Raw genomic sequence first — 21,264 nt, 5'->3', positions numbered from 1 at the left:
GTACCATATGTACTGAGGTGAGTCCGTTTGCAGACACAGTCGTTATTGGAGCTGACAGAACTAATGATAGAGGCGGTTCTTGAAGCCGAAAAAAGATATCAGGATGGAAAAGAGTCCGGCCGTTCATATGATTTTTTTGAGATTATTAAACCCGATGTTGAAAAAAGAGACCGGCTTTGCGCGCTTTGGACTAAAGCAGCGCTTGCGTTTATTCAGGAAAACCGTCCGAAATACGTTCATCACGCACAAATTCAGGCCGTTACAGAAAATTTCGGAGAGCTGATGCTCCAATCATATGTTCATCATATTCATAAAAAAAGATACAGGGATTTAACTGAATCTGTTTTATATACGCTTCGTATATTAAGGGATGAAATTGAAAAAGAAGGCAGCTGAAAACGGCTGCCTTCTTTTATATAAAGGGGTCGGGTATGTTATTCATACGCCGGGTTTTCTGCTCCACTTGCTTCGAGAACCTTCATACTGTTTCGAAATTCGGTTGCGGTGAAATGGCCTTGAATATAGAGGAATTTTGCAAAGTCCATCAGTTTATCTGCACAATCTGTTTCATATTTTTTCACTTCAGCAAAACGCTTTCTTAAGTATGATACGTTCATAATGGTGCATCCCCTCTCATGTATGTTGAGATTATGGTAACATAACGATTCGACTTTTTTCTGTTTTTAAAAAATTAAGACTTTCGACAGCATTTGACAAAGATCAGAATCTCCGAAAGCACATAACCAAGGCGAAATTCATACATATATAGCAGAAACTTAGTGAGAGACAAGGGGGAATGTCATATGCAATGGAGAGCGCAGCCCTATCAAAATATGTACCAGCAGCCGGCGGGATATTTCTACCCGCAGCAGATACAGCCATTACAGCAGCCGAGTCCGCAGCAGATACAGTCATTACAGCCGCCGTATCCGCAGCAGATACAGCCATTGCAGCCGCCGCCATATCAACAGCAAGGGCAGTACCCGCAGCAATTTTATCCGAATCAGGAATACGGTCATATGCAGCAGCCGTTTGCTCCCCCTCCTCCTCAGGCAGCCATGCCCGGGGGGCAGCCGGGGTTTGTGAATCCTTACCCTGTTCCCAGACCGAATCAGCAGCAGTCTTCCCAATTCTCAGGCATACTCTCCCAGTTTAAAAAAACGAACGGACAGTTTGACTTTAATAAAATGATGGATACAACGGGGCAGATGGTAAGCGCCGTAAATCAGGTCGGATCGCTGGTGAAAGGCCTCACCAGTATCTTCAAATAAAAAGCATGAATGATATCCATCATTCATGCTTATTTTTTAGGGAAAAAGAGGGTAAGCGTCTGTTCATTCCAGGATGTTTCCATATCTTCTTCACTCACCTTATACGGGAGGACAACGGTTCTTGTCATGCTTGAAGACACGTGGGATGAATGAGCCTGTTTATGATCGTAGCGGATTGTAACGTGAAGGTAGCACCCTTTCGTTTCCACCAGCATATCCCCGTCACGGAATGTCTCGGGAACGCTGATATCAACCGCGAGGCCCGTCGGCTCTTCTCTGACGTCAATCGTCACTTGCGCTTCAGTAAAAGCCGAATTGACAAGGTGTTGAAAACCCTGCATCAATTCTGCGAAGGGACCTGAGTGAAAAAATTGGTCCATCGCATGGCTGATGATGTCCTCATTTCTTTGCGGATCAAGTTTATCGTTTTGTGATTGATCCATATGACCACCGCCTTTTTACAAACAGACTATGCGATGTTATGCCGTATGGTTAAGAATTGAAGGAAAAAAGAAAGTATGGTTAAATAGTGGAGAATAAACTGGTAACGGATTCACATTTAGGAAGGGGAGCACAACACATTGCTGAAAAAATTATTTGGATTGGGAGACAGCCGGAAAAAGCCGGCCGAAGAAGTGATTTTTTCTCCGGCTGACGGAGCGGTGATGGATTTGGCTTCAGTGCCGGATCCTGTATTTTCACAAAAAATGATGGGGGATGGGATCGCCGTCGAGCCTGCAAACGGAGACATTGTTTCACCGGTTGAGGGAGAAGTGATTCAGCTGTTCCATACAAAACATGCTGTCGGCATCCGCACCCTTTCCGGAGCGGAACTTTTGATACATGTCGGCTTGGATACCGTCAATATGAACGGTGAAGGCTTTGAAGCGCATGTAAAAGAAGGCGACAAAGTGAAAACAGGCGATCTGCTTTTAACGTGCCGGCTGGATTTAATAAAAGAAAAAGCAAGCAGCACCGTCATCCCTATGGTGATTATGAATGGCGATGCCGCAGAACCTTTGCAATTTGCAGGCGCAAATGAAGCGAAAAAAGGACAAACAGAGCTTTTTACGATAAAAATGAAGTAGGCAGGGGCTGATTCCCTGCTTTTTTTCTTGTGCAGGATTTTCATCTAGCCAGGCAAACAAATATTCGGTAAACTGTACCTCATAAAGAGGTGTGAACGATGAAGAAAAAATCACTGAGCGAACTGATACAGGAATTAAAAAATCATGAAAATATTGTGCATTGGCATGAAGAGGAACCGCGGGAGGCGAAAACCATGCCGATGCCGGAGCAAGTAGATCCGAACATTCGGGCGGCTCTCGAAAAGAGGGGGATCGAGCGGCTCTTTACACATCAATACTCCGCTTTTCAGACGGTTCAAAACGGAGAAAGCATTGTGGCTGTCACACCGACGGCCTCCGGAAAAACACTGTGCTATAATCTTCCGGTTCTTCAGTCTATCGCGGAAGATGCCTCAAGCCGCGCGCTTTATTTATTTCCGACAAAGGCGCTCGCACAGGATCAAAAAAGCGAGCTGAACGAAATCATAGACGAGACGGGCATGGACATTAAAAGCTTCACCTATGACGGAGATACGTCTCCGGCCATCAGGCAGAAAGTCAGAAAAGCCGGGCATATTGTGATCACAAATCCCGATATGCTTCATTCAGCCATTCTTCCCCACCATACAAAATGGGTGAGTCTGTTTGAAAACCTGAAATATATCGTCATTGATGAATTACATACGTATCGCGGCGTATTCGGCAGCCATGTGGCGAACGTCATCCGCCGTTTAATGAGAATCTGCGCTTTTTACGGAAGCAAGCCGTCATTTATCTGCACATCCGCCACAATCGCCAATCCGATGGAATTGGCGGAGCAGCTGACGGGAAAATCAGTGCGCCTGATTGACGACAACGGCGCCCCGGCCGGAAGAAAGCATTTTGCTTTTTACAACCCTCCGATTATAAATAAACCGTTGCATATTCGAAAAAGCGCCACCGTGGAAGTGAACGAACTTGCCAAAACTTTTTTGAAAAATAAGATCCAGACGATTGTTTTTGCAAGAAGCCGTGTGCGGGTTGAAATTATTTTAAGCCACATTCAGGAGATCGTAAAAAAGGAAATCGGCGCGAAGTCTGTCAGAGGTTATCGCGGCGGATATCTTCCGAAAGAAAGAAGAGATATAGAGCGGGGGTTAAGAGACGGCAGCATTCTCGGGGTTGTCAGCACAAACGCGCTGGAGCTTGGCGTTGATATCGGCCAGCTTCAGGTCTGCGTGATGACGGGGTACCCGGGCAGTGTCGCGAGCGCATGGCAGCAGGCGGGCCGGGCCGGACGGCGGCAGGGAGAGGCGCTTATCGTGATGGTGGCGAACTCTGATCCGATTGACCAATATATTGTGCGCCATCCTGATTATTTCTTTAAACGCTCGCCTGAATCTGCAAGGATTAATCCTGATAATCTCATTATATTGGTCGATCACCTGAAATGCGCTGCGTATGAGCTGCCTTTCAGAGCCGATGAAACATTCGGAGAAAATGATGCAAGAGACATTCTCGAGTATTTAGAAGAAGAAGGGGTGCTTCACGAAAACCGCGAACGCTATCACTGGGCGAGCGAATCTTTTCCCGCCTCCAACATCAGTCTCCGTTCGGCGTCACAGGAAAACGTGGTCATCGTTGACCGGTCAGAGACGGCTGATGTAAAAATCATCGGAGAAATGGACCGTTTCAGCGCGATGACGCTTCTTCATGATGAAGCGATTTATCTTCATGAAGGGGTGCAGTACCAGGTTGAAAAGCTTGATTGGGACCATAAAAAAGCGTACGTACGAAAGGTCGATGTCGAATATTATACAGATGCCAATTTAGCGGTGCAGCTGAAAGTGCTGGACATTGACAGAACGGACAGCAGAAAGAAAACGGCCTTACATTTCGGCGATGTAACCGTGAACGCACTTCCGACAATATTTAAAAAAATTAAAATGACGACATTTGAAAATATAGGATCAGGGCCGATTCATCTTCCAGAAGAAGAACTGCATACCAGTGCTGCCTGGCTTGAATTGAAAGAGACGGATTCGGAGATCGGCGAAAAAACGCTTGAACAGCTGCTTTTAGGCATTGCCCACGTCCTGCAGCATATCGTGCCTGTATACGTCATGTGCGACCGAAATGACGTGCATGTCGTGCCGCAAATCAAAGCCGCACATACCGGACTTCCGACCATCTTTCTGTATGATCATTATCCGGGCGGAATCGGACTTGCTGATGAAGTATATAAGCGATTTGATGAAATCAATGAAGGGGCTGAGCGCCTGATCAGACAATGTCCATGTCAAGACGGATGTCCTTCCTGCATCGGCTCCGAAATAGAAGGAATAGATGCAAAGAAAGCGATACTCCGGCTCTTGAATTACGTGTAAAAGAAAAGGGGGACGAAAGATGTCCTTGAAAAATAAATTAAAGCGGATGAAAAACCACCTGAATGTGCCGGAAGCTGAAAAAAAGCCGGCAGCTTCACAACTTTCGGTGCCGGATATTCAAGTCCCATTTAGAGAAGAATGGGAGGCATTCGGAGTGAAGCCTTTCTTTTTTGAGGATGAATACTGTCTTATCCGCGAAACCGTCTATCCGCTTTCGCACCGTCACGGACGGTACAGCTTCAGTGAACTTGATGACGTCATGGCATTATGGAATAAAGGCGGTTTGACACATACTTTATCAGCAGAAGGATACGAAAAAAGCCAGCTGTTCTTCTTTGATACTGAAACGACCGGCCTCGGCGGCGGGGCCGGCAATATGATCTTTTTGCTCGGTCATGCAAGAGTGTATGAAGACCGTGTCGCGGTTAAACAGCATCTGCTTCCTAAACCGGGAAACGAGACGGCTCTTTACAAAAGCTTTTTAAGTGAGGTTGACATTACGTCTCTTGTTACGTATAACGGAAAAGCCTTTGACTGGCCGCAGGTAAAAACTAGGCATACATTGCTGCGGGACAGGCTTCCGAAACTTCCTGACTTCGGACACTTTGATCTTCTGCACGGAGCGAGACGGCTTTGGAAACATAAATTAGAGCGTGTATCGCTTTCGGCGGTTGAAAATGAAGAGCTTGCTTTTAAAAGGGACGAAGACACACCTGGTTATTTGGCGCCGATGCTGTATTTTCAATTTTTAAAGGCGGAGGACCCGGCTCTTTTAAAGGGAGTGCTCTCGCATAATGAACAAGATGTGCTTTCCCTCATCGCTCTTTACATCCATATGTCAAAAAAGATTTTTGCATCTTCTGATCAGACGTCAGAACGTCAGGAAGCATACGCCATGGCGAAATGGTTTATCGCTCATAAAGAAACCGACCGGGCTGTTTCACAGCTGGAAGCGCTGCAAGGCAAAGCCTTTGAAGATTCAGATCGGGCCCTTTTTGACTTAGCAATGCTTTATAAAAAACAAAACCGCAGGCAAGACGCCGTGCCCCTTTGGGAGAAACTGACGGGCTCTGATCTTCACATATGCAGACACCAATCAGCGGTAGAGCTGGCGATCTATTTTGAGCATCACGCAAAAGATTACAAAAAAGCTCTGCAGGCCGCGCAGCAGGCGGCAGAAGACGGGGAAATATCGGAAAAAGAAGCCGAGAAGCTCCATGTGAGAATTGCCCGGCTCAAGAGGAAATATTCCTCTTGAAATATTGCCCGGGAAAGCGCAAAAGCCGAGCTGTTTCGCCAAAAATATTTTTTTCTGAATCCGCATCGATTTTGTTGTAGAATGGTGCCGCATCTTGTAAAATAGCGTTAGTTATTTATAGGGGAGAGTTGGTATGTATAAAGGTGTTTTTTACTTGTTCTTTGTCGTGGTTTTTTTGATTGCGTTTGTATTTTCGAATTTTAAAGACAGCTTGCTGACACACTTTTAAATTGGGTGATTGAATTAGAACATGCACCCTCTTTTCTTCATAACCTAACAGTGTAATAAAAGTTAATGGAGAGGGGATTTAGCATGTTTCATCATCATTGTTGCAGACCAAACGTGATGCCGCCGATTGTCCATCCGACTCATTGCTGTGAACACCATTGTTTTTCTAACACAGTTGTGCCGCATATTCATCCGCAACATACAACTAACGTAAATCACCACAACTTTGAGCACGTTCATTACTATCCGCACACTTTTTCAAATGTTGACCCGACAACTCACCAGCATTTTCAGTGCGGAAGCCCTTGCTGCGATCATTAGTATTGAACGCTTAAGCAAGATCGGTTAGGATATCAGCAAATCAAAATGGGGCCCGATGGGGAGCCCCATTTTTTAAGCAGGTGATCAATTGAAAGTATTAGCCGTAACAGGATACAAGCCGTTTGAACTCGGGATTTTTAAACAGGATGACCGGGCGCTTGTTTATATAAAAAAGGCGATAGAAACCAGACTCAGAAGCTTTATTGACGAAGGCTTGGAATGGATTCTCATATCCGGACAGCTGGGGACTGAGCTTTGGGCGGCAGAAACGGCGTACGATCTCAGAGAAGAGTATCCGGAATTAAAGGTTGCCGTTATCACGCCTTTCTACGACCAGGAGGAAAAGTGGAAGGAGCCGAATAAAGAAATGTATGAAGCGGTGCTTGCTCAGGCAGATTATGAGGAGAGCCTGACGCATCGGCCGTACGAAAGTCCGCTCCAATTCCGGCAGAAAAACGCGTTCTTTATTGAAAAGTCAGATGCGCTTTTGCTATTATATGATCCTGAAATGGAAGGATCGCCGAAATATATGCTGCAGCAGGCAGAAAAACGCCGTGAAACAGACGGATATCCGATTTATTCGATTACGATGGATGATCTCCGTGCCGCCGTTGAAGAAGAAGATTTCTTTACATAACACGTCAGAGAATATTTGACAACGGGACGTGTTTCTGAATAAAATATAACATGATGATTCACGATATGAGGTGAAAAAGATGCTTGCTGATAAAGTAAAGCTTTCTGCGAAAGACATTTTGGAAAAAGAATTTAAAACAGGCGTTAGAGGTTACAGACAAGAAGACGTTGACAAATTTTTAGATATGATTATTAAGGATTATGAAACCTTTCATCAAGAAATTGAAGAACTGCAGCAGGAAAATCTGCAGCTGAAAAAACAGCTTGAAGAAGCAAGTAAAAAACAGCCGGTGCAGTCCAATACGACCAACTTTGACATTCTGAAAAGGCTGTCCAACCTTGAGAAACATGTATTCGGCAGCAAACTTTATGACGAATAAGGCAGAAGCACTTGTCAAATGAGACAAGTTGCTTTATAATGAACAAGTGTTCTTAACGTTCGGGTAATCGCTGCAGATCTTTGAATCTGTAGAGGAAAGTCCATGCTCGCACGGTGCTGAGATGCCCGTAGTGTTCGTGCCTAGCGAAGAAATAAGCTAGGGCAGCCTTGATAGGCTGACGGCAGGAAAAAAGCCTACGTCTCCGGATATGGCTGAGTATCCTTGAAAGTGCCACAGTGACGAAGTCTCATCAGAAATGGTGAGAGTGGAACGCGGTAAACCCCTCGAGCGAGAAACCCAAATTTTGGTAGGGGAACCTTCTTGAAGGAACTGAACAGATAGAAGGACAGAATACTTTCTGTAGATAGATGATTGCCGCCTGAGTACGAGGTGATGAGCCGATTGCAGTACGACGGAACAAAACATGGCTTACAGAACGTTAAACATTATTGATATGACAAATTAGAGCTCTCCTTAAAAGGGGAGCTTTTATCTTGAATGAAACGAAAGCTTAAAAGAGACAGGGTGATACGATGAAGAAGTACACACTAATAGCGACGGCGCCGATGGGAATTGAAGCGATCGTCGCCAAAGAAGTGCGTGATTTAGGTTATGAATGCAAAGTAGACAACGGAAAAGTCATTTTTGAAGGAGATGCGCTTGCGATCTGCCGCGCTAACTTATGGCTGCGGACGGCTGACCGCATCAAAGTACAGGTCGCCGAGTTTCAGGCGAAAACGTTTGATGAGCTGTTTGAAAAAACAAAAGCGATTGACTGGCGCGCGTACATTCCGGAAAACGCAAAGTTCCCCGTTATCGGAAAATCTGTGAAATCAGTGCTTGCCAGTGTGCCTGACTGCCAGCGGATCGTCAAAAAGGCGATAGCGGAAAAGCTGAAACTGCAATCAGGAAAACAAAATGAATGGATTGAAGAAACGGGACCCGAGTATAAGGTGGAGATTTCCCTTTTAAAAGATAAAGCCGTACTTACACTGGATTCATCAGGAACAGGCCTTCACAAACGGGGATACAGGGTTGATCAGGGAGGAGCTCCGATTAAAGAGACGCTCGCTGCCGCGTTAATTCAGTTAACCAACTGGACGCCTGACCGTCCGTTCGTCGATCCGTTCTGCGGTTCCGGCACGATCGCCATTGAAGCCGCTTTAATCGGACAAAACATTGCTCCCGGTTTTAACCGTGATTTTGTTTCAGAAGACTGGGAATGGATCGGAAAAGAACTGTGGGACAAGGCGCGTCTTGAAGTGGAGGAAAAGGCGAACTATGATCAGCCGCTGCAGATTTTTGCCAGTGATGTGGATCACCGGATGGTAAACATCGCCAAAGAAAACGCAGAAGAAGCGGGACTTGGTGACCTGATCGAATGCAAGCAAATGCGGGTGCAGGATTTTACGACAAAACTCGAATTCGGAGTAATCGTCGGAAACCCTCCGTACGGCGAACGTCTCGGCGAAAAAAGAGAAGTCGAGCAGATGTATAAAGAAATGGGCCGGGCATTTGAATCTCTTGATACATGGTCTGTCTACATGTTAACGTCAAATGAACAATTTGAAGAGGCCTACGGGAGAAAAGCAACCAAAAAACGGAAGCTCTTTAACGGTTTTATCAAAACGGATTATTATCAGTACTGGGCTAAAGTGCGGCCGCAGCGGAAAAAGCCGCAACAAAGAGAAGACGCCTGAAACAGCGTCTTCTCCGGCATCTTTACGTTTTATTCTGCCATTACCAGCGGTGCGCTTTTGCGTTGCTCCGTAAAATAATGTTGGTCTGGGACATTTCGGTGTGGCCGTTCACTTGTGATTTAGAGCGTTTCGGCCGCGTCCAATTGTGATGAAACAATTCAGAATGCTGATCTAATCGATCTTTATAACTCATGTAACCATCACTCCCGGGTAGAATAAATTTGTGAAGATGGATATTCGATCGAATATCTGTTGTAGTTTGTGCAGGTCAGGTGCGGATCATTCAGGATGGCATGTATAGAAAGTGAAACATCGGCATAGAATGATGATTATTTCTATTTGAGAGGTGATCTTATTTTATGCTGAACAGCGAGCACTTCAGTAAAATACAAAAGGCGTTAGACGCAACTGCTTTCCGGCTGGAGGAAGCTGGATCGGAGTTCGGTCCTTCCGCCATGACACACGCACAGGAAGAACTTGAAAATGCGGTAAAACATACACATTCAACAGACCATCCGTTCCTATGTACACATATCATTAACTGGAAATGATCATGACAAAAACTTGGCGAGGCCAAGTTTTTTTGTTGTATTGAAAAGGGTTAAATGATATTATAGATGGTCTGAATGCCGAATAGTTAGGGGTTGGAGTTGGGTGACAACATCACGTTTGCCTTTTGCTTTAACAAAAGAAAAGAATTTTTACGAAGAATTGAACAATTGGATTGGTGACGTGTTTTACGATATCCTTCCCGAGAAAGGCTTTGACCTTCGGGATGAGCAGGTATTTATGGCGTTTCAGCTTGAACGGGCATTTAAAGAGAAAAAGGTCATGTTCGCTGAGGCAGGAGTCGGTACGGGGAAAACGCTGGTGTATCTGCTGTTTGCCATCAGCTATGCCAGATATACGGGTAAACCGGCCATTATCGCATGCGCCGATGAAACGTTAATTGAACAGCTTGTCAAAAAAGAAGGCGACATTTCCAAGCTGACAGAACATTTGGATCTGCAGATTGATACACGGCTGTCCAAATCCCATGAGCAGTATCTGTGTCTGAAAAAGCTTGAGAAAACAATGCAGCGTTCTGATGATGAAAAGTGGCTGGATCTTTATGAGTCGCTGCCTTCATTCGTACACCAATCACAAGCGATGCAGCGCTTTTATCCGTACGGCGACCGCAAACAGTACGCTGATTTGACGAATGAAGAGTGGGCAGGCGTCAGCTATGATTCCTTCCAAGATTGTTTAACTTGTGATATGAGACATAGATGCGGTTTAACACTTTCAAGAGATCATTACAGAAAATCAACGGATCTGATTGTTTGCTCCCATGATTTCTACATGGAGCATGTATGGACGGAAGAATCACGTAAAAGGGAAGGACAGCTGCCGCTTTTGCCGGATCACAGCGCCGTCGTGTTTGATGAAGGACATCTGCTGGAATTCGCCGCGCAAAAAGCGTTAACCTATCGCGTGAAGCAGTCGACGCTCGAGCTGTTTTTAGAGCGTCTGCTTCAAAATGACATCAGAGAGGAATTCGCCGAACTGATTGAAGATGCCCTTGCCGCAAACGATGAGTTTTTCTATGTGCTGTCAGAGGAATCGAAGGAAATCGCCGGCTCTCACCGATTGGACATCCAAAACGACCAGCGCGTTAAGCGTGCGGCTGACGAACTGTGCCGTCTGCTCGATAAAATCGGCGAGGCGCTCGTATTTGAATCGGAAATGTATACGATTGATAAGTACGAGCTGTCAGTTGTAGAAGAATACGTCGAACAAATGGCATATTCGCTGTCGCTGTATCAGAAGGATGCCATCAGCTGGCTTGAAACGCGGGATACAGACTCAACGTTTGTCGTTATGCCGAGAACTGTAGCCGAAGTGCTGGGAGAAAAGGTCTTTTCTAAAAAGATTCCTTATATCTTCTCATCGGCCACTCTTTCTGAGGGCGGTTCATTTGATTATATCGCTGACAGCCTCGGAATCCGTGATCCTTTATCATTCACCGTTGAATCTCCGTACGATTACGAGGAGCAAATGTCTGTTGCGCTTCACGGTGACATGACGTCTGAGCAGAAAACAGCCGAAACGATTGAAACCATTAAGGAGAATGAAGGACGCACCCTCGTTCTTTTCCCTTCCTTTGAAGACATGAAAGAATTTAAAGAACAGGCTGCCGCGTGGGAGCTGCCGTATCCGATATACTACGAAGGTGACGAAGAGATCAGCAGTCTGGTCGAAAAGTTCCAGCGGGATGAAGAATCCGTGCTTTGTTCCGTCCACTTATGGGAAGGTCTTGACATTCCCGGTGACTCGCTCCGGAATGTGACCATTTGGGCATTGCCGTATCCGCCTCATGATCCGGTGTTTACCGCAAAGCGGAACGGAGCGAAAAAAGATCCGTTTGAGGAAGTTGATCTGCCATACATGCTCTTGAGAGTCCGGCAGGGAATCGGCCGCCTCATCCGTTCTAATCAGGACAGCGGAACCATATCCATTTATGCGGGCGGAGAAAGTGAACGAGTCTTGGCCGAAGTCAAAAAGATCTTGCCTGTTACACCGAAAATCGTATAAAAACAAAAGCTGCAGGATTCTCTCCTGCGGCTTTTTTAAATCCGGGAAGTTGACTTTATCACGGCATTCCATTAGCCTGTAATTGATAGTGAAAAGGGAGGGGAACGGATATGGATTTACATACATATGAAAAAGAGTTTTTTGATCTGTTAAAAAGAGTATCCCACTATGTCGAAGCCATTGCGCTTATGCATTGGGACTTAAGAACGGGAGCCCCGAAAAAAGGCTCTGATGACCGGGCGGAAAGCATCGGACAGCTTTCGGCTGACGTTTTTCAAATCCAGACATCCGACCGGATGAAAGAGCTGATCGACATCCTTCTCGCGCATGCAGAAGAGCTGCCTGAAGATACAGTGAAAGCGGCGGAACTTGCGAAAAAAGATTATGATCATAATAAAAAAATTCCTGAAGATGAGTATAAAGAATATGTCATTTTAACATCGAAAGCTGAAACGGCTTGGGAGGATGCAAAGGCTGCCTCTGATTTCTCTATGTTTGCTCCGTACCTTGAGAAGCTGATTGATTTTAATAAGCGGTTTATTTCGTATTGGGGCTATGAAGATCATCCGTACAACGCATTGCTCGATATTTTCGAACCGGGTGTTACGGTAAAGGTGCTGGATCAGCTGTTTTCTGAATTGAAGGAAGCGATCATTCCGCTTATCAAAAAAGTGACGGAATCCGGCAATAAACCGGACACTTCCTTTATAACGAAAACGTTTCCGAAAGAACAACAAAGAGACCTCTCCTTGTATTTCTTAAAAGAGTTCGGGTATGATTTTGACGGCGGCCGCCTGGACGAGACGGTGCATCCGTTTGCGACGACAATCAACCGGGGCGATGTACGGGTGACGACCAGATATGACGAAAACGATTTCCGTACGGCAATTTTCGGAACGATTCATGAATGCGGGCATGCGATCTACGAGCAGAATATTGACGAAGCACTGAGCGGATCGAACTTATCTGACGGTGCATCCATGGGAATTCATGAATCCCAATCGTTATTTTATGAAAACTTTATCGCCAGAAATCAACATTTCTGGACCGCCTATTATGAAAAAATGGTTGAGGCTTCGCCTGATCAATTTCAAGATGTGAAAAGAGAAGATTTTGTACGCGCTGTCAACGAGGCGAAACCGACCTTTATCCGAATTGAAGCCGATGAGCTGACATATCCGCTTCATATTATTATCCGTTATGAAATTGAAAAAGCGATCTTCAGTAATGAAGTGACAGTGGAAGAACTGCCTGCATTGTGGAATCAAAAATATCATGATTATTTAGGCATTACACCGCCATCTGACGCAAAAGGCATTTTGCAGGACGTACATTGGGCGGGCGGCGATTTCGGCTATTTCCCTTCCTATGCGCTAGGATATATGTATGCGGCACAGCTGAAGCATACCATGCTTGACGATCTGCCTGAATTTGATCAATTAATAGAACGGGGCGACTTTGAGCCGATCAAACAATGGCTGACAGAAAAGGTTCATCAGCACGGAAGACGCAAAATGCCGCTTGACATCATAAAAGATGCAACGGGAGAAGAGCTGAACGTTCAATATCTCATTGAGTATCTCGTCGGCAAATATTCAAATTTATATTTATAAACGAAACGCCCGGTATACACCGGGTGTTTTTCTAAAAATTCTAAAAAGACGAATAATCGAAAACCAATTCTTTGTAAAAGTTCGGAAATATTCAAATTTCACTATGCAAAAGAAGTGTATCTTGTTATAATTTGATTAATATCATACGAACACTCATATAATCGCGTGGATATGGCACGCAAGTTTCTACCGGTCACCGTAAATGTCCGACTATGAGTGAGCAATGGAACGGCTTTATTCGGCCGTTGCGTGTAGATCATTCGGCATTGCTTGCTCTTTTTTTGGAGAGCGGGCAATGCTTTTTTTATTTTTTATAAGCGGGGGTAATCATTGTGGAAGCATTAAAACGAAAAATAGCAGAAGACGGAATTGTTCTTTCTGATCAAGTGCTGAAAGTGGATTCTTTTTTAAACCATCAAATTGATCCGGTTCTCATGCAGCAGATTGGCCGGGAATTTGCGCGCCGTTTTGAAAAAGACGAGATAACCAAAATCGTCACAATTGAATCTTCGGGCATTGCCCCTGCGGTGATGGCCGGCCTTGAACTCGGCGTTCCCGTCATCTTTGCGAGAAAAAGGAAGTCTCTCACATTAACGGATGATCTGCTGACGGCATCCGTCTATTCTTTCACGAAAAAAACAGAAAGTCAGATTGCAATCTCCGGAAATCATCTGTCGAAAGAAGACCGCGTGTTAATCATTGACGACTTTTTAGCGAACGGACAGGCGGCAGAAGGGCTTTTATCCATCGTAAAACAAGCAGGCGCAGCGGTTTGCGGGATCGGAATCGTCATTGAAAAGTCATTTCAGCCGGGAAGAGATGAGCTGGTGAAAAAAGGATGCCGGATCGAATCACTGGCGAGAATTCAATCGCTTGAAGACGGAAAAGTGACATTTGTACAGGAGGTCCGTTCATGAAAAACGGCTATGCCAAAACACTTTCCCTCGGTATCCAACATGTGCTTGCCATGTATGCCGGCGCCGTCGTCGTTCCTTTAATTGTAGGAGCGGCATTGGGACTGAACGCAGAACAGCTGACATATCTCGTATCAATTGATATTTTTATGTGCGGGGCGGCTACGCTGCTTCAAGTATGGAGAAATAAATTTTTCGGTATCGGCTTGCCCGTTGTGCTCGGCTGTACGTTCACCGCGGTAGCGCCGATTATTTCCATCGGTAAGGAGTACGGGATTTCAGCCATTTACGGAAGCATTTTGGCATCGGGTCTGCTTGTCATTCTGCTGTCGTTTTTCTTCGGTAAGCTCGTATCGTTTTTCCCGCCTGTCGTAACCGGATCTGTCGTGACGATTATCGGGATGACCTTAATGCCGGTCGCGATGAATCATATTGCCGGCGGGGAAGGCAGCAAGGATTTCGGTGATCCGGCTAACCTTGCCCTCGGATTTACGGTGCTCGTCATCATCGTGCTGCTTTATCGGTTTACAAAAGGATTTTTGAAATCCATTTCGATTTTAATCGGCATTGTCATCGGGACGGCCATCGCATATTTTATGGGAAAAGTGCAATTTGACAATGTGGCGAATGCTGACGCCATTCAAATGATTAAACCGTTTTATTTCGGGACGCCGACATTTCATGCGGCACCGATTATTACGATGTCCATCGTTGCCATTGTCAGCCTTGTTGAGTCAACCGGCGTCTATTTCGCTCTCGGTGACCTGACAAACCGGCGCCTGTCTGAACGTGATTTAGCAAAAGGCTACCGTGCGGAAGGCCTGGCGGTATTCATCAGCGGCATTTTTAATGCTTTTCCGTACACGGCTTATTCCCAAAACGTCGGCCTCGTGCAGCTGACGGGAATTAAGAAAAACGCGGTCATCGGTGTCACGGGCGCACTTTTAATGCTCTTCGGCCTTTTTCCGAAAATCGCAGCCTTCACGACCATCATCCCGTCTTCGGTGCTGGGAGGCGCGATGGTGGCCATGTTCGGCATGGTCATTTCCTACGGCATTAAAATGCTCAGTCAAATTGACTTTAAAAAGCAGGAAAATCTTCTGATCGTCGCGTGTTCGGTCGGATTGGGACTCGGTGTAACCGTCGTTCCCGATATGTTTAAGCACCTGCCGTCTTACTTAAATCTGCTGACCACAAACGGAATCGTCGCCGGAAGCTTTACCGCCGTGATTTTGAATATTGTTTATAACATGATTCCTAAAACGAAAAAAACCCTTGATGTGACAAGGGTTCAAGAGGGTTAGTTACCCGTTTTTCTTAAAAAAATAACATTTTAATAACATTTCTTTATGAAATCCCGAGATCGAGGATGCTTCCGAAAGTTTGCTGAACTTTTTGTGAGGCATTCTCTTTCATTTTTTGAAAAAGAAACTAAATTGAGTGATGAGGCATCCGCCTTATTTCGCCGAAAAACCGTCCCGCACTATATGTACGTGAACGAGTATTTTGTGCACAGATCCTTACAAAAGAGAGTGAAAAGAAGGGAATGCCCCTTCTTTTAATTAATCCATCCTTCAAAAGTTGCTCGATAGAACCCTTCGATTATCTCTACTTTCTTAAGGTAATAAGTAACACCATTCTTAACAGTTGTATTTGGGATATCCCATCTATGAAGGTAATCCATTGTAAAAGAATCTTTGGTCGCTTGTGTCGAAATTTTTGTTTGAGTTGAGTCGCTATTTGTATTGCCAGGGCTGGATGCAAAAGCAGGGGCAGCGGAAACGAGTAAAGCGAGAGACAAGGCAGAACCAGTTAAAACCTTTTTCAATTTCATTTTAAACACTCCTTTGTTTTTAATACACTTGTATTATTACATAAAATACAAAAATAACCAAGGGTTTTTTTGTTAATATTTTGTGAGTGTAAATTTAGTTAGGGGCAATCCTTTCATTCACCGTTGCGGCTTATGTCAGGATATTGATAAGTATATAGAGAAAAAGAGTTGAATATTGCTGGCCTCTGGTGATCTGCAGCTTTTGAGTGAGTGCTTGCTTTAGATATTTCAATGCTTTTCCAACGGGGAAGGTGCGATATGAAATTTAACACTGAAACAATTGTACAAAAGTAAAATCTTTATTTAAAATGTTATAAATAAGAATTTTCAATATAGGAGGTTATCTGATGGCAGAAAAGAAAAAAGCTTTAATCATTGTGGATGTACAAAAAGCCTTTGATGATAAAAAGTGGGGAGACCGAAATAACGTAAAGGCGGAAGAAAATATCAGCAAAATACTGAAATTATGGAGAGAAAAAGGATGGACAGTCATATACATACAACATATTTCTGATAAACCTGGTTCTTTATTTTATCCAAAAAATGAGGGGGTTGCTATAAAGGAAATCGTTAAACCTATGGATAAAGAAGTCATTATAACCAAGAAAGTAAACAGCAGCTTTATTGGTACTAATCTGGAAGAGCTTTTAAAAGCAAATGATATAACAACTGTCGTAATCACTGGCTTGACTACACCGCACTGTGTTTCAACAACCACAAGGATGAGCGGTAATTTAGGATTTGATACATACCTGATTTCAGATGCAACAGCAGCCTTTGGAATGAGAGACCAAAATGATACATATTATGATGCAGAGACTATTCACAATATATCTCTGGCAACATTGCATGATGAATTCGCCACAATATTAACGACTGATCAATTAATCAATGATTTTATAGCCGGCTGAAAAGCATATTCAGGCGCATACAAGGACCTCGTCGGAAAATACGGGGATTACCGACTCTTTTCATCATCGCAATATCGATTGAAAAAAGGCATCTGCTTCAGATGCTTTTTTTGTTTCTTGTAAACCGGTTTCGGTAAAAAATGATCGGCGGTTAACGGTCTGATTCGGCTTCGGTTTTGAATAACAAAAGGCTTACTAATCCGCGAATTATTCAAGATTTTTTGGCTTGTGCTGAGTCTGGTGTTTTTTGATTTCCTCGAATATATTGGCTTGATCATCTTTTTGAGGCCGAGGCTCTTTGTTAAGACATTTTGGATCGATCACATTTTTAAGATCTTTGATGGTTTACAGTCATCTTTTAATTCGTAGCCTAATTGTCCATTAGTTTCTAAAGTGGCATATATATCGGATCAATTATTAAGGTCAGTGAAACTAGAAAAAGGGGACAGAGCCCCCTTCATATTCGTAACAGCGCTCATCATTCCCATACCAGATTCCGTTCCAGAAAGAAACTCCTTTTAGATACCAATTGTTGATACCGTCCAGCAGTTGCAAAAGCAGGAGATGCTGATACAAGTAGAGCAAGAGATAATACAGAATCTGTCATAATTTTCAATTTTGACACTTCTTAGATACATGTTAGCAATCATTTATTCTCTCATCTGCACGGTAACATACGGATTATTTTTAGTTATTACTTAAGACAAACTTTCCGCCCGTCATGAAAAATCAGCTTTTGTAGACGGCTGTCCAAGTGCCATCAGCACCATGGAAGGTGATGTTGTCAAAATAATAGGTGATTCCATTCCGGTAAATTGAAGTAGGATAATCAGGGCCAGAACCATTAAGTATGAACGTCGCCAAAGCAGATACTTCCTTCGTTTTACTTTCTGCAGAAGGTGTATCAGCAGGACCTGCGGCAAAAGCAGGGGCGGCAGAACAGAGTAAAGCGAGTGATAGGGCTGAGCCGGCTAAAGTTTTTTTCATTTTCATTGTAAACACTCCTTTTCTTTTTTTAATACAATTGTATTATTACATATTATGTTAAATAAGTACATGCTTATCTTTGTTAATTTTTTGTGAACAAACAGATAATCTATTTAAACGCAGAGTTGAAATAAGTATGATGATGAAGCAATTATCATCTATAAAAATAAGATCAGGAAGTAGCTGATTTTCTCAAAAATCATCTGCTCTTGCGAAATGAGGAGTTGCATGACATTTACGGCACGGGCGGTAGCCATTATCAAACAGATACCTGAAGGAAAAGTGATGACGTATGGTCAAATTGCCGGTCTTGCGGGAAGTCCGCGGGGAGCGAGGCAGGTTGTGCGGATTCTTCACTCCATGAGTAAAAAGCATCATCTTCCTTGGCACAGGGTCATCAATGCAAAGGGCGAAATCGGATTGAGAGATGAAGAGATGTTTTTCGTACAGAAGCTGTCTCTTGAAGCTGAGGGGGTAGCGGTCACGTCAGACGGACGGATCGATCTCAATTTATACGTCTATGATCCGAATATGTAAAAAAACCTGCCGTATATCGGCAGGTTTTTCAGTTATATGCTTTGAGCCGGCCAGAAAGGTTTTGCCGGATATAAGGCCATTCCTCCCGAAGGATGGAGTAGTAGGCGGTATCTCTGAGGCCGCCGTCGACAGCCGGAATGTGTGCGCGGCGGATCCCTTCAAATTGGGCTCCGATCCGCAAAATCGCAGTCCGTGAGCGCTGGTTGCGAACGTCGGTTTTCAGCGTCACCCTGACAGCTTGCCACACGTCAAACGCATGGGTCAGCATCAGAAGTTTACATTCCGTATTGACACCGGTCCGCTGCACGGCAGAGGCATACCAAGTGCTGCCGATCTCACACACTTCCGGAGATGCATCTGTCGGCCGCGTAAACACTTCCGCATCCATAAACCTCGTGCTCCCGACGATTCGGTCTGTTTCAAGACTCCGTACTGCAAAAGGCAATGCAAGTCTTTTTTCATAATCGGAAAGCGCGCGCTCAATATAACGCTTTGTTTCTTCGATTCCGTCAGGAACATGGGTGTAAGCGTAAGTCGTCCTATTTTCTGAAGCAGCGTCACAAAGTGCCTGAGTGTGATCAATCGCCAGCGGCTCTAACTGAACGAGTGACCCTTTAAGAATGACAGGCTTCAGCATTCCTATCACAACCTTTTTTTTATGAATGGATCAAGTATAGTCGAACGGTTTCTTATTCAAAAGGGCCAATTTCCTATTAAAATGGCATGTCAGTGAAATTCTCGATTCACACTTATGCATACATTCAGGAAAAAAGCGGAAACCTTTATGTAAAGAGGTGATGGGCATGGCATATGTGTTATCTGTCGGAACGAGCATTCCGAAGTATCATGTCTCGCAAGAAACGGCGGCGGATTTTGCGAGAGGGATGTTTGCCGATTCATTTAAGGATATTGACCGGCTGTTAAAAGCCTTTCAAAACGGCGAAATTGAATCAAGGCAGTTTGTCCGGCCGATTGAATGGTATAAAACGGCACGGGGTTTTTCAGAAAAAAACCGGCTGTATACGGAAGAAACCGTCAAGCACAGTGCGGATGCGGCACTTGATTGTTTAACAAACCCGGATTGTTTAACAAATCCCTTTCCGTATGAAAAAGTGGATGCGATCTTTTTTATTTCCAGCACCGGGCTTTCGACACCCAGCATTGAAGCGAAAGTGATGAATCAGCTTCCGTTTTCTGCGAAAACAAAACGGATACCGATCTGGGGTTTAGGATGCGCGGGCGGAGCGGCCGGCCTGTCCAGGGCGTACGAATACTGCCGCGCGTATCCTGAAGCATACGCGCTTGTCATCGCGGCTGAACTCTGCAGCTTAACGTTTCAGCCGAACGACAAGTCAAAAAGCAACTTAATCGGAACTTCCCTGTTTGCGGACGGAATTGCCGCAGTACTAATCGGAGGAGAAAAGGCGAACCGAAACGACGTCAAACAGCCGCTTCTTCCGCGGATATTCGCCACTCAATCGGTGATGATGCCGGATGCGGAAGATGTGATGGGCTGGGAATTCACCGACAGCGGTTTTCAAGTCATTTTTTCAAGAGATATTCCCACCCTGGTTTCACAGTGGCTGAAGGACAATGTTGATGAATTTTTATTTGAATATGGTGTCAGTCCTCACGACATTAAAACCTTTCTTGCCCATCCAGGCGGGAAAAAGGTCATTGACGCCTATTTAACGAGTCTTTCAATGGACACCGGTCAGCTTGCGGCATCTCGGAAGGTGCTGCAAAAACACGGGAACATGTCTTCCGCAACTATTTTTCATGTGATAAAAGAACAGTTGCTCCACGGACGGCAGAAAGAAAACGAAAAAGGGCTGATCGGCGCTCTCGGGCCGGGATTTTCGTCTGAGCTTTTGCTGTTCAGCTGGGAAAAGGGGGCTTCTTAATGTTTTTGCTGTTTATCATGCTGCTTGCGGCCCAGCGGATTGCGGAGATGATCGTGGCCCGGCGCAATGAGCAAAAGGTGAAAAAGCAAGGCGCAGTCGAATACGGAGAAGGACATTATCCCTTTCTCGTCCTGATGCATGTGCTCTTTTTTGTCTCTCTTACAGCTGAGGTGGCGGCGTTTCAAAAAACGCTTTCTCCAAGGTGGGCCGCCATTATATGTATCATTTTATTTGTACAGGGGATCAGGTATTGGGCGCTATTATCATTAGGACGGTATTGGAATACTAAAATCCTTGTCGTGCCGGATGCGGAGCTTGTCAGAAAGGGGCCGTACAGGTGGATGAAACACCCGAACTACGCGGTCGTCATCTTAGAATTTATTTTTCTGCCGCTGTTATACGGAGCGTATTGGACACTGTTTCTCTTTTCGATTCTCAATGCCTGCATGCTCACTGTGAGGATTCGCGCCGAAGAGAAAGCGCTAGAAGAAAACACCGCAAAATAGAGATTGAAAATCATTCTCACTCATGATAAGGTATAAATATGAAAATGATTCTCATTCAAGGTGGTGCCGAAAATGACAATGTTATTTTTATTTGCAGCCGTTTGTACATACAGTGTTTTAATTGGTTTCGTATTGAAAAAAGTTTCGAATAAATCGATGTCTTCTTAAACATCTGCGGTTTTTCCTGCCGCGGGTGTTTTTTCTTTATCAGCTGCCGATATCGGCGGCTTTTTTGCGTTTCCTGAAGAAAAGTGTGC

The 21,264-nt window shown here is 44.6% G+C and carries 25 protein-coding genes, 1 other RNA gene, 1 pseudogene and 1 riboswitch; of the genes and pseudogenes, 21 read left to right on the top strand and 6 right to left on the bottom strand.

The annotated features are described in order from the left end of the window. Positions 1–27 precede the first annotated feature (27 nt). Positions 28–396 (top strand): YppE family protein, encoded by a 369-nt coding sequence (locus G9F75_RS11145; RefSeq protein ID WP_061862317.1) that lies wholly within the window; start codon positions 28–30, stop codon positions 394–396. A gap of 38 nt (positions 397–434) precedes the next feature. On the opposite strand, the gene G9F75_RS11140 is transcribed toward G9F75_RS11145, so the two are convergent. Beyond that, positions 435–617, bottom strand: a complete 183-nt coding sequence (locus G9F75_RS11140) for a YppF family protein (RefSeq protein WP_107994338.1) — start codon at positions 615–617, stop codon at positions 435–437. A gap of 186 nt (positions 618–803) precedes the next feature. On the opposite strand from G9F75_RS11140, the gene G9F75_RS11135 reads away from it, so the two are divergent. Further along, positions 804–1,271, top strand: coding sequence for a YppG family protein (locus G9F75_RS11135; RefSeq protein WP_105937586.1), 468 nt, complete (start codon positions 804–806; stop codon positions 1,269–1,271). 29 nt (positions 1,272–1,300) lie between these two features. Here G9F75_RS11135 and G9F75_RS11130 read toward each other — a convergent pair whose 3' ends face one another. Then, complete coding sequence (locus G9F75_RS11130) at positions 1,301–1,714, bottom strand: Hsp20/alpha crystallin family protein (RefSeq protein WP_017418017.1); 414 nt, start codon at positions 1,712–1,714, stop codon at positions 1,301–1,303. A gap of 138 nt (positions 1,715–1,852) precedes the next feature. Here G9F75_RS11130 and G9F75_RS11125 point away from each other — a divergent pair, with 138 nt between their 5' ends. The 9 genes and pseudogenes from G9F75_RS11125 (at position 1,853) to G9F75_RS11085 (ending at position 9,227) form a co-directional block, all read left to right on the top strand. Then, on the top strand, positions 1,853–2,359 hold the full coding sequence (locus tag G9F75_RS11125) for a PTS sugar transporter subunit IIA (RefSeq protein WP_012117833.1): 507 nt from the start codon (positions 1,853–1,855) through the stop codon (positions 2,357–2,359). A gap of 98 nt (positions 2,360–2,457) precedes the next feature. Next, a complete protein-coding gene (locus tag G9F75_RS11120; RefSeq protein ID WP_014418230.1) occupies positions 2,458–4,704 on the top strand; it encodes a DEAD/DEAH box helicase in 2,247 nt (748 codons plus the stop codon). 19 nt (positions 4,705–4,723) lie between these two features. After that, positions 4,724–5,962: a ribonuclease H-like domain-containing protein gene (locus G9F75_RS11115; protein WP_012117831.1), complete on the top strand. Its 1,239-nt coding sequence runs from the start codon at positions 4,724–4,726 to the stop codon at positions 5,960–5,962. 121 nt (positions 5,963–6,083) lie between these two features. Further along, positions 6,084–6,191 (top strand): annotated as a pseudogene (locus G9F75_RS11110) (hypothetical protein); the annotation flags it as partial. Between the two features lie 83 nt (positions 6,192–6,274). Then, the gene (cotD, locus tag G9F75_RS11105) at positions 6,275–6,511 is read left to right on the top strand and encodes a spore coat protein CotD (protein WP_003153539.1); all 237 of its coding nucleotides are present in this window, start codon (positions 6,275–6,277) and stop codon (positions 6,509–6,511) included. Positions 6,512–6,599: 88 nt separating this feature from the next. Next, positions 6,600–7,148 (top strand): SLOG family protein, encoded by a 549-nt coding sequence (locus tag G9F75_RS11100; protein ID WP_167409105.1) that lies wholly within the window; start codon positions 6,600–6,602, stop codon positions 7,146–7,148. A 79-nt stretch (positions 7,149–7,227) separates the two neighbouring features. Next, complete coding sequence (gene gpsB, locus G9F75_RS11095) at positions 7,228–7,527, top strand: cell division regulator GpsB (RefSeq protein WP_003153541.1); 300 nt, start codon at positions 7,228–7,230, stop codon at positions 7,525–7,527. 55 nt (positions 7,528–7,582) lie between these two features. Continuing rightward, an RNA gene (rnpB, locus tag G9F75_RS11090) (RNase P RNA component class B) lies at positions 7,583–7,964 on the top strand. A gap of 96 nt (positions 7,965–8,060) precedes the next feature. Continuing rightward, the gene (locus G9F75_RS11085; RefSeq protein ID WP_022553050.1) at positions 8,061–9,227 is read left to right on the top strand and encodes a THUMP domain-containing class I SAM-dependent RNA methyltransferase; all 1,167 of its coding nucleotides are present in this window, start codon (positions 8,061–8,063) and stop codon (positions 9,225–9,227) included. Positions 9,228–9,267: 40 nt separating this feature from the next. Here G9F75_RS11085 and G9F75_RS11080 read toward each other — a convergent pair whose 3' ends face one another. Continuing rightward, entirely contained in the window at positions 9,268–9,420 is a 153-nt protein-coding gene (locus G9F75_RS11080; protein WP_003153548.1) for a YpzG family protein, read from the bottom strand. Positions 9,421–9,586: 166 nt separating this feature from the next. On the opposite strand from G9F75_RS11080, the gene G9F75_RS11075 reads away from it, so the two are divergent. The 5 genes from G9F75_RS11075 to pbuX all read left to right on the top strand — a co-directional run bounded on the left by G9F75_RS11075 (position 9,587) and on the right by pbuX (position 15,632). Continuing rightward, positions 9,587–9,778: a hypothetical protein gene (locus G9F75_RS11075; RefSeq protein ID WP_115940589.1), complete on the top strand. Its 192-nt coding sequence runs from the start codon at positions 9,587–9,589 to the stop codon at positions 9,776–9,778. A gap of 103 nt (positions 9,779–9,881) precedes the next feature. Continuing rightward, complete coding sequence (locus tag G9F75_RS11070) at positions 9,882–11,801, top strand: ATP-dependent DNA helicase (RefSeq protein ID WP_137988088.1); 1,920 nt, start codon at positions 9,882–9,884, stop codon at positions 11,799–11,801. 110 nt (positions 11,802–11,911) lie between these two features. Further along, on the top strand, positions 11,912–13,414 hold the full coding sequence (locus G9F75_RS11065; RefSeq protein ID WP_167409104.1) for a carboxypeptidase M32: 1,503 nt from the start codon (positions 11,912–11,914) through the stop codon (positions 13,412–13,414). Positions 13,415–13,547: 133 nt separating this feature from the next. Continuing rightward, positions 13,548–13,647, top strand: a riboswitch (purine riboswitch). Between the two features lie 99 nt (positions 13,648–13,746). Next, positions 13,747–14,331: a xanthine phosphoribosyltransferase gene (gene xpt, locus G9F75_RS11060; RefSeq protein ID WP_167409103.1), complete on the top strand. Its 585-nt coding sequence runs from the start codon at positions 13,747–13,749 to the stop codon at positions 14,329–14,331. Next, a complete protein-coding gene (pbuX, locus tag G9F75_RS11055; protein WP_110085500.1) occupies positions 14,328–15,632 on the top strand; it encodes a xanthine permease PbuX in 1,305 nt (434 codons plus the stop codon). Before xpt ends, pbuX begins: the two co-directional genes overlap by 4 nt. Positions 15,633–15,886: 254 nt before the next feature. On the opposite strand, the gene G9F75_RS11050 is transcribed toward pbuX, so the two are convergent. Continuing rightward, positions 15,887–16,162: a hypothetical protein gene (locus tag G9F75_RS11050; protein WP_007409505.1), complete on the bottom strand. Its 276-nt coding sequence runs from the start codon at positions 16,160–16,162 to the stop codon at positions 15,887–15,889. 347 nt (positions 16,163–16,509) lie between these two features. Here G9F75_RS11050 and G9F75_RS11045 point away from each other — a divergent pair, with 347 nt between their 5' ends. Further along, entirely contained in the window at positions 16,510–17,073 is a 564-nt protein-coding gene (locus tag G9F75_RS11045) for a cysteine hydrolase family protein (protein WP_021494221.1), read from the top strand. A 729-nt stretch (positions 17,074–17,802) separates the two neighbouring features. On the opposite strand, the gene G9F75_RS11040 is transcribed toward G9F75_RS11045, so the two are convergent. Then, on the bottom strand, positions 17,803–18,066 hold the full coding sequence (locus G9F75_RS11040) for a transcriptional regulator (RefSeq protein WP_167409102.1): 264 nt from the start codon (positions 18,064–18,066) through the stop codon (positions 17,803–17,805). A gap of 222 nt (positions 18,067–18,288) precedes the next feature. Between G9F75_RS11040 and G9F75_RS11035 the strand changes: the two genes are divergently transcribed. Beyond that, positions 18,289–18,597: an MGMT family protein gene (locus G9F75_RS11035; RefSeq protein ID WP_167409101.1), complete on the top strand. Its 309-nt coding sequence runs from the start codon at positions 18,289–18,291 to the stop codon at positions 18,595–18,597. A gap of 28 nt (positions 18,598–18,625) precedes the next feature. On the opposite strand, the gene G9F75_RS11030 is transcribed toward G9F75_RS11035, so the two are convergent. Further along, positions 18,626–19,234 carry a GNAT family N-acetyltransferase gene (locus tag G9F75_RS11030; protein ID WP_014418173.1) on the bottom strand — a complete coding sequence of 203 codons (609 nt, stop codon included), beginning with the start codon at positions 19,232–19,234 and terminating at the stop codon, positions 18,626–18,628. A gap of 166 nt (positions 19,235–19,400) precedes the next feature. Here G9F75_RS11030 and G9F75_RS11025 point away from each other — a divergent pair, with 166 nt between their 5' ends. The 3 genes from G9F75_RS11025 to fbpC all read left to right on the top strand — a co-directional run bounded on the left by G9F75_RS11025 (position 19,401) and on the right by fbpC (position 21,175). After that, positions 19,401–20,501 (top strand): type III polyketide synthase, encoded by a 1,101-nt coding sequence (locus G9F75_RS11025; protein ID WP_014418172.1) that lies wholly within the window; start codon positions 19,401–19,403, stop codon positions 20,499–20,501. Further along, positions 20,501–21,007 (top strand): isoprenylcysteine carboxyl methyltransferase family protein, encoded by a 507-nt coding sequence (locus G9F75_RS11020; protein WP_014418171.1) that lies wholly within the window; start codon positions 20,501–20,503, stop codon positions 21,005–21,007. Before G9F75_RS11025 ends, G9F75_RS11020 begins: the two co-directional genes overlap by 1 nt. A gap of 72 nt (positions 21,008–21,079) precedes the next feature. Next, positions 21,080–21,175 (top strand): Fur-regulated basic protein FbpC, encoded by a 96-nt coding sequence (gene fbpC, locus G9F75_RS11015; protein WP_025284905.1) that lies wholly within the window; start codon positions 21,080–21,082, stop codon positions 21,173–21,175. Positions 21,176–21,264 lie beyond the last annotated feature (89 nt).

The organism is Bacillus sp. EKM208B, assembly GCF_011800725.1.
Taxonomy (GTDB): Bacteria; Bacillota; Bacilli; order Bacillales; family Bacillaceae; genus Bacillus; species Bacillus velezensis.
Note: the sequence above shows the minus strand (reverse complement) of the source record. Positions and strands in the feature narration are given on the sequence as shown.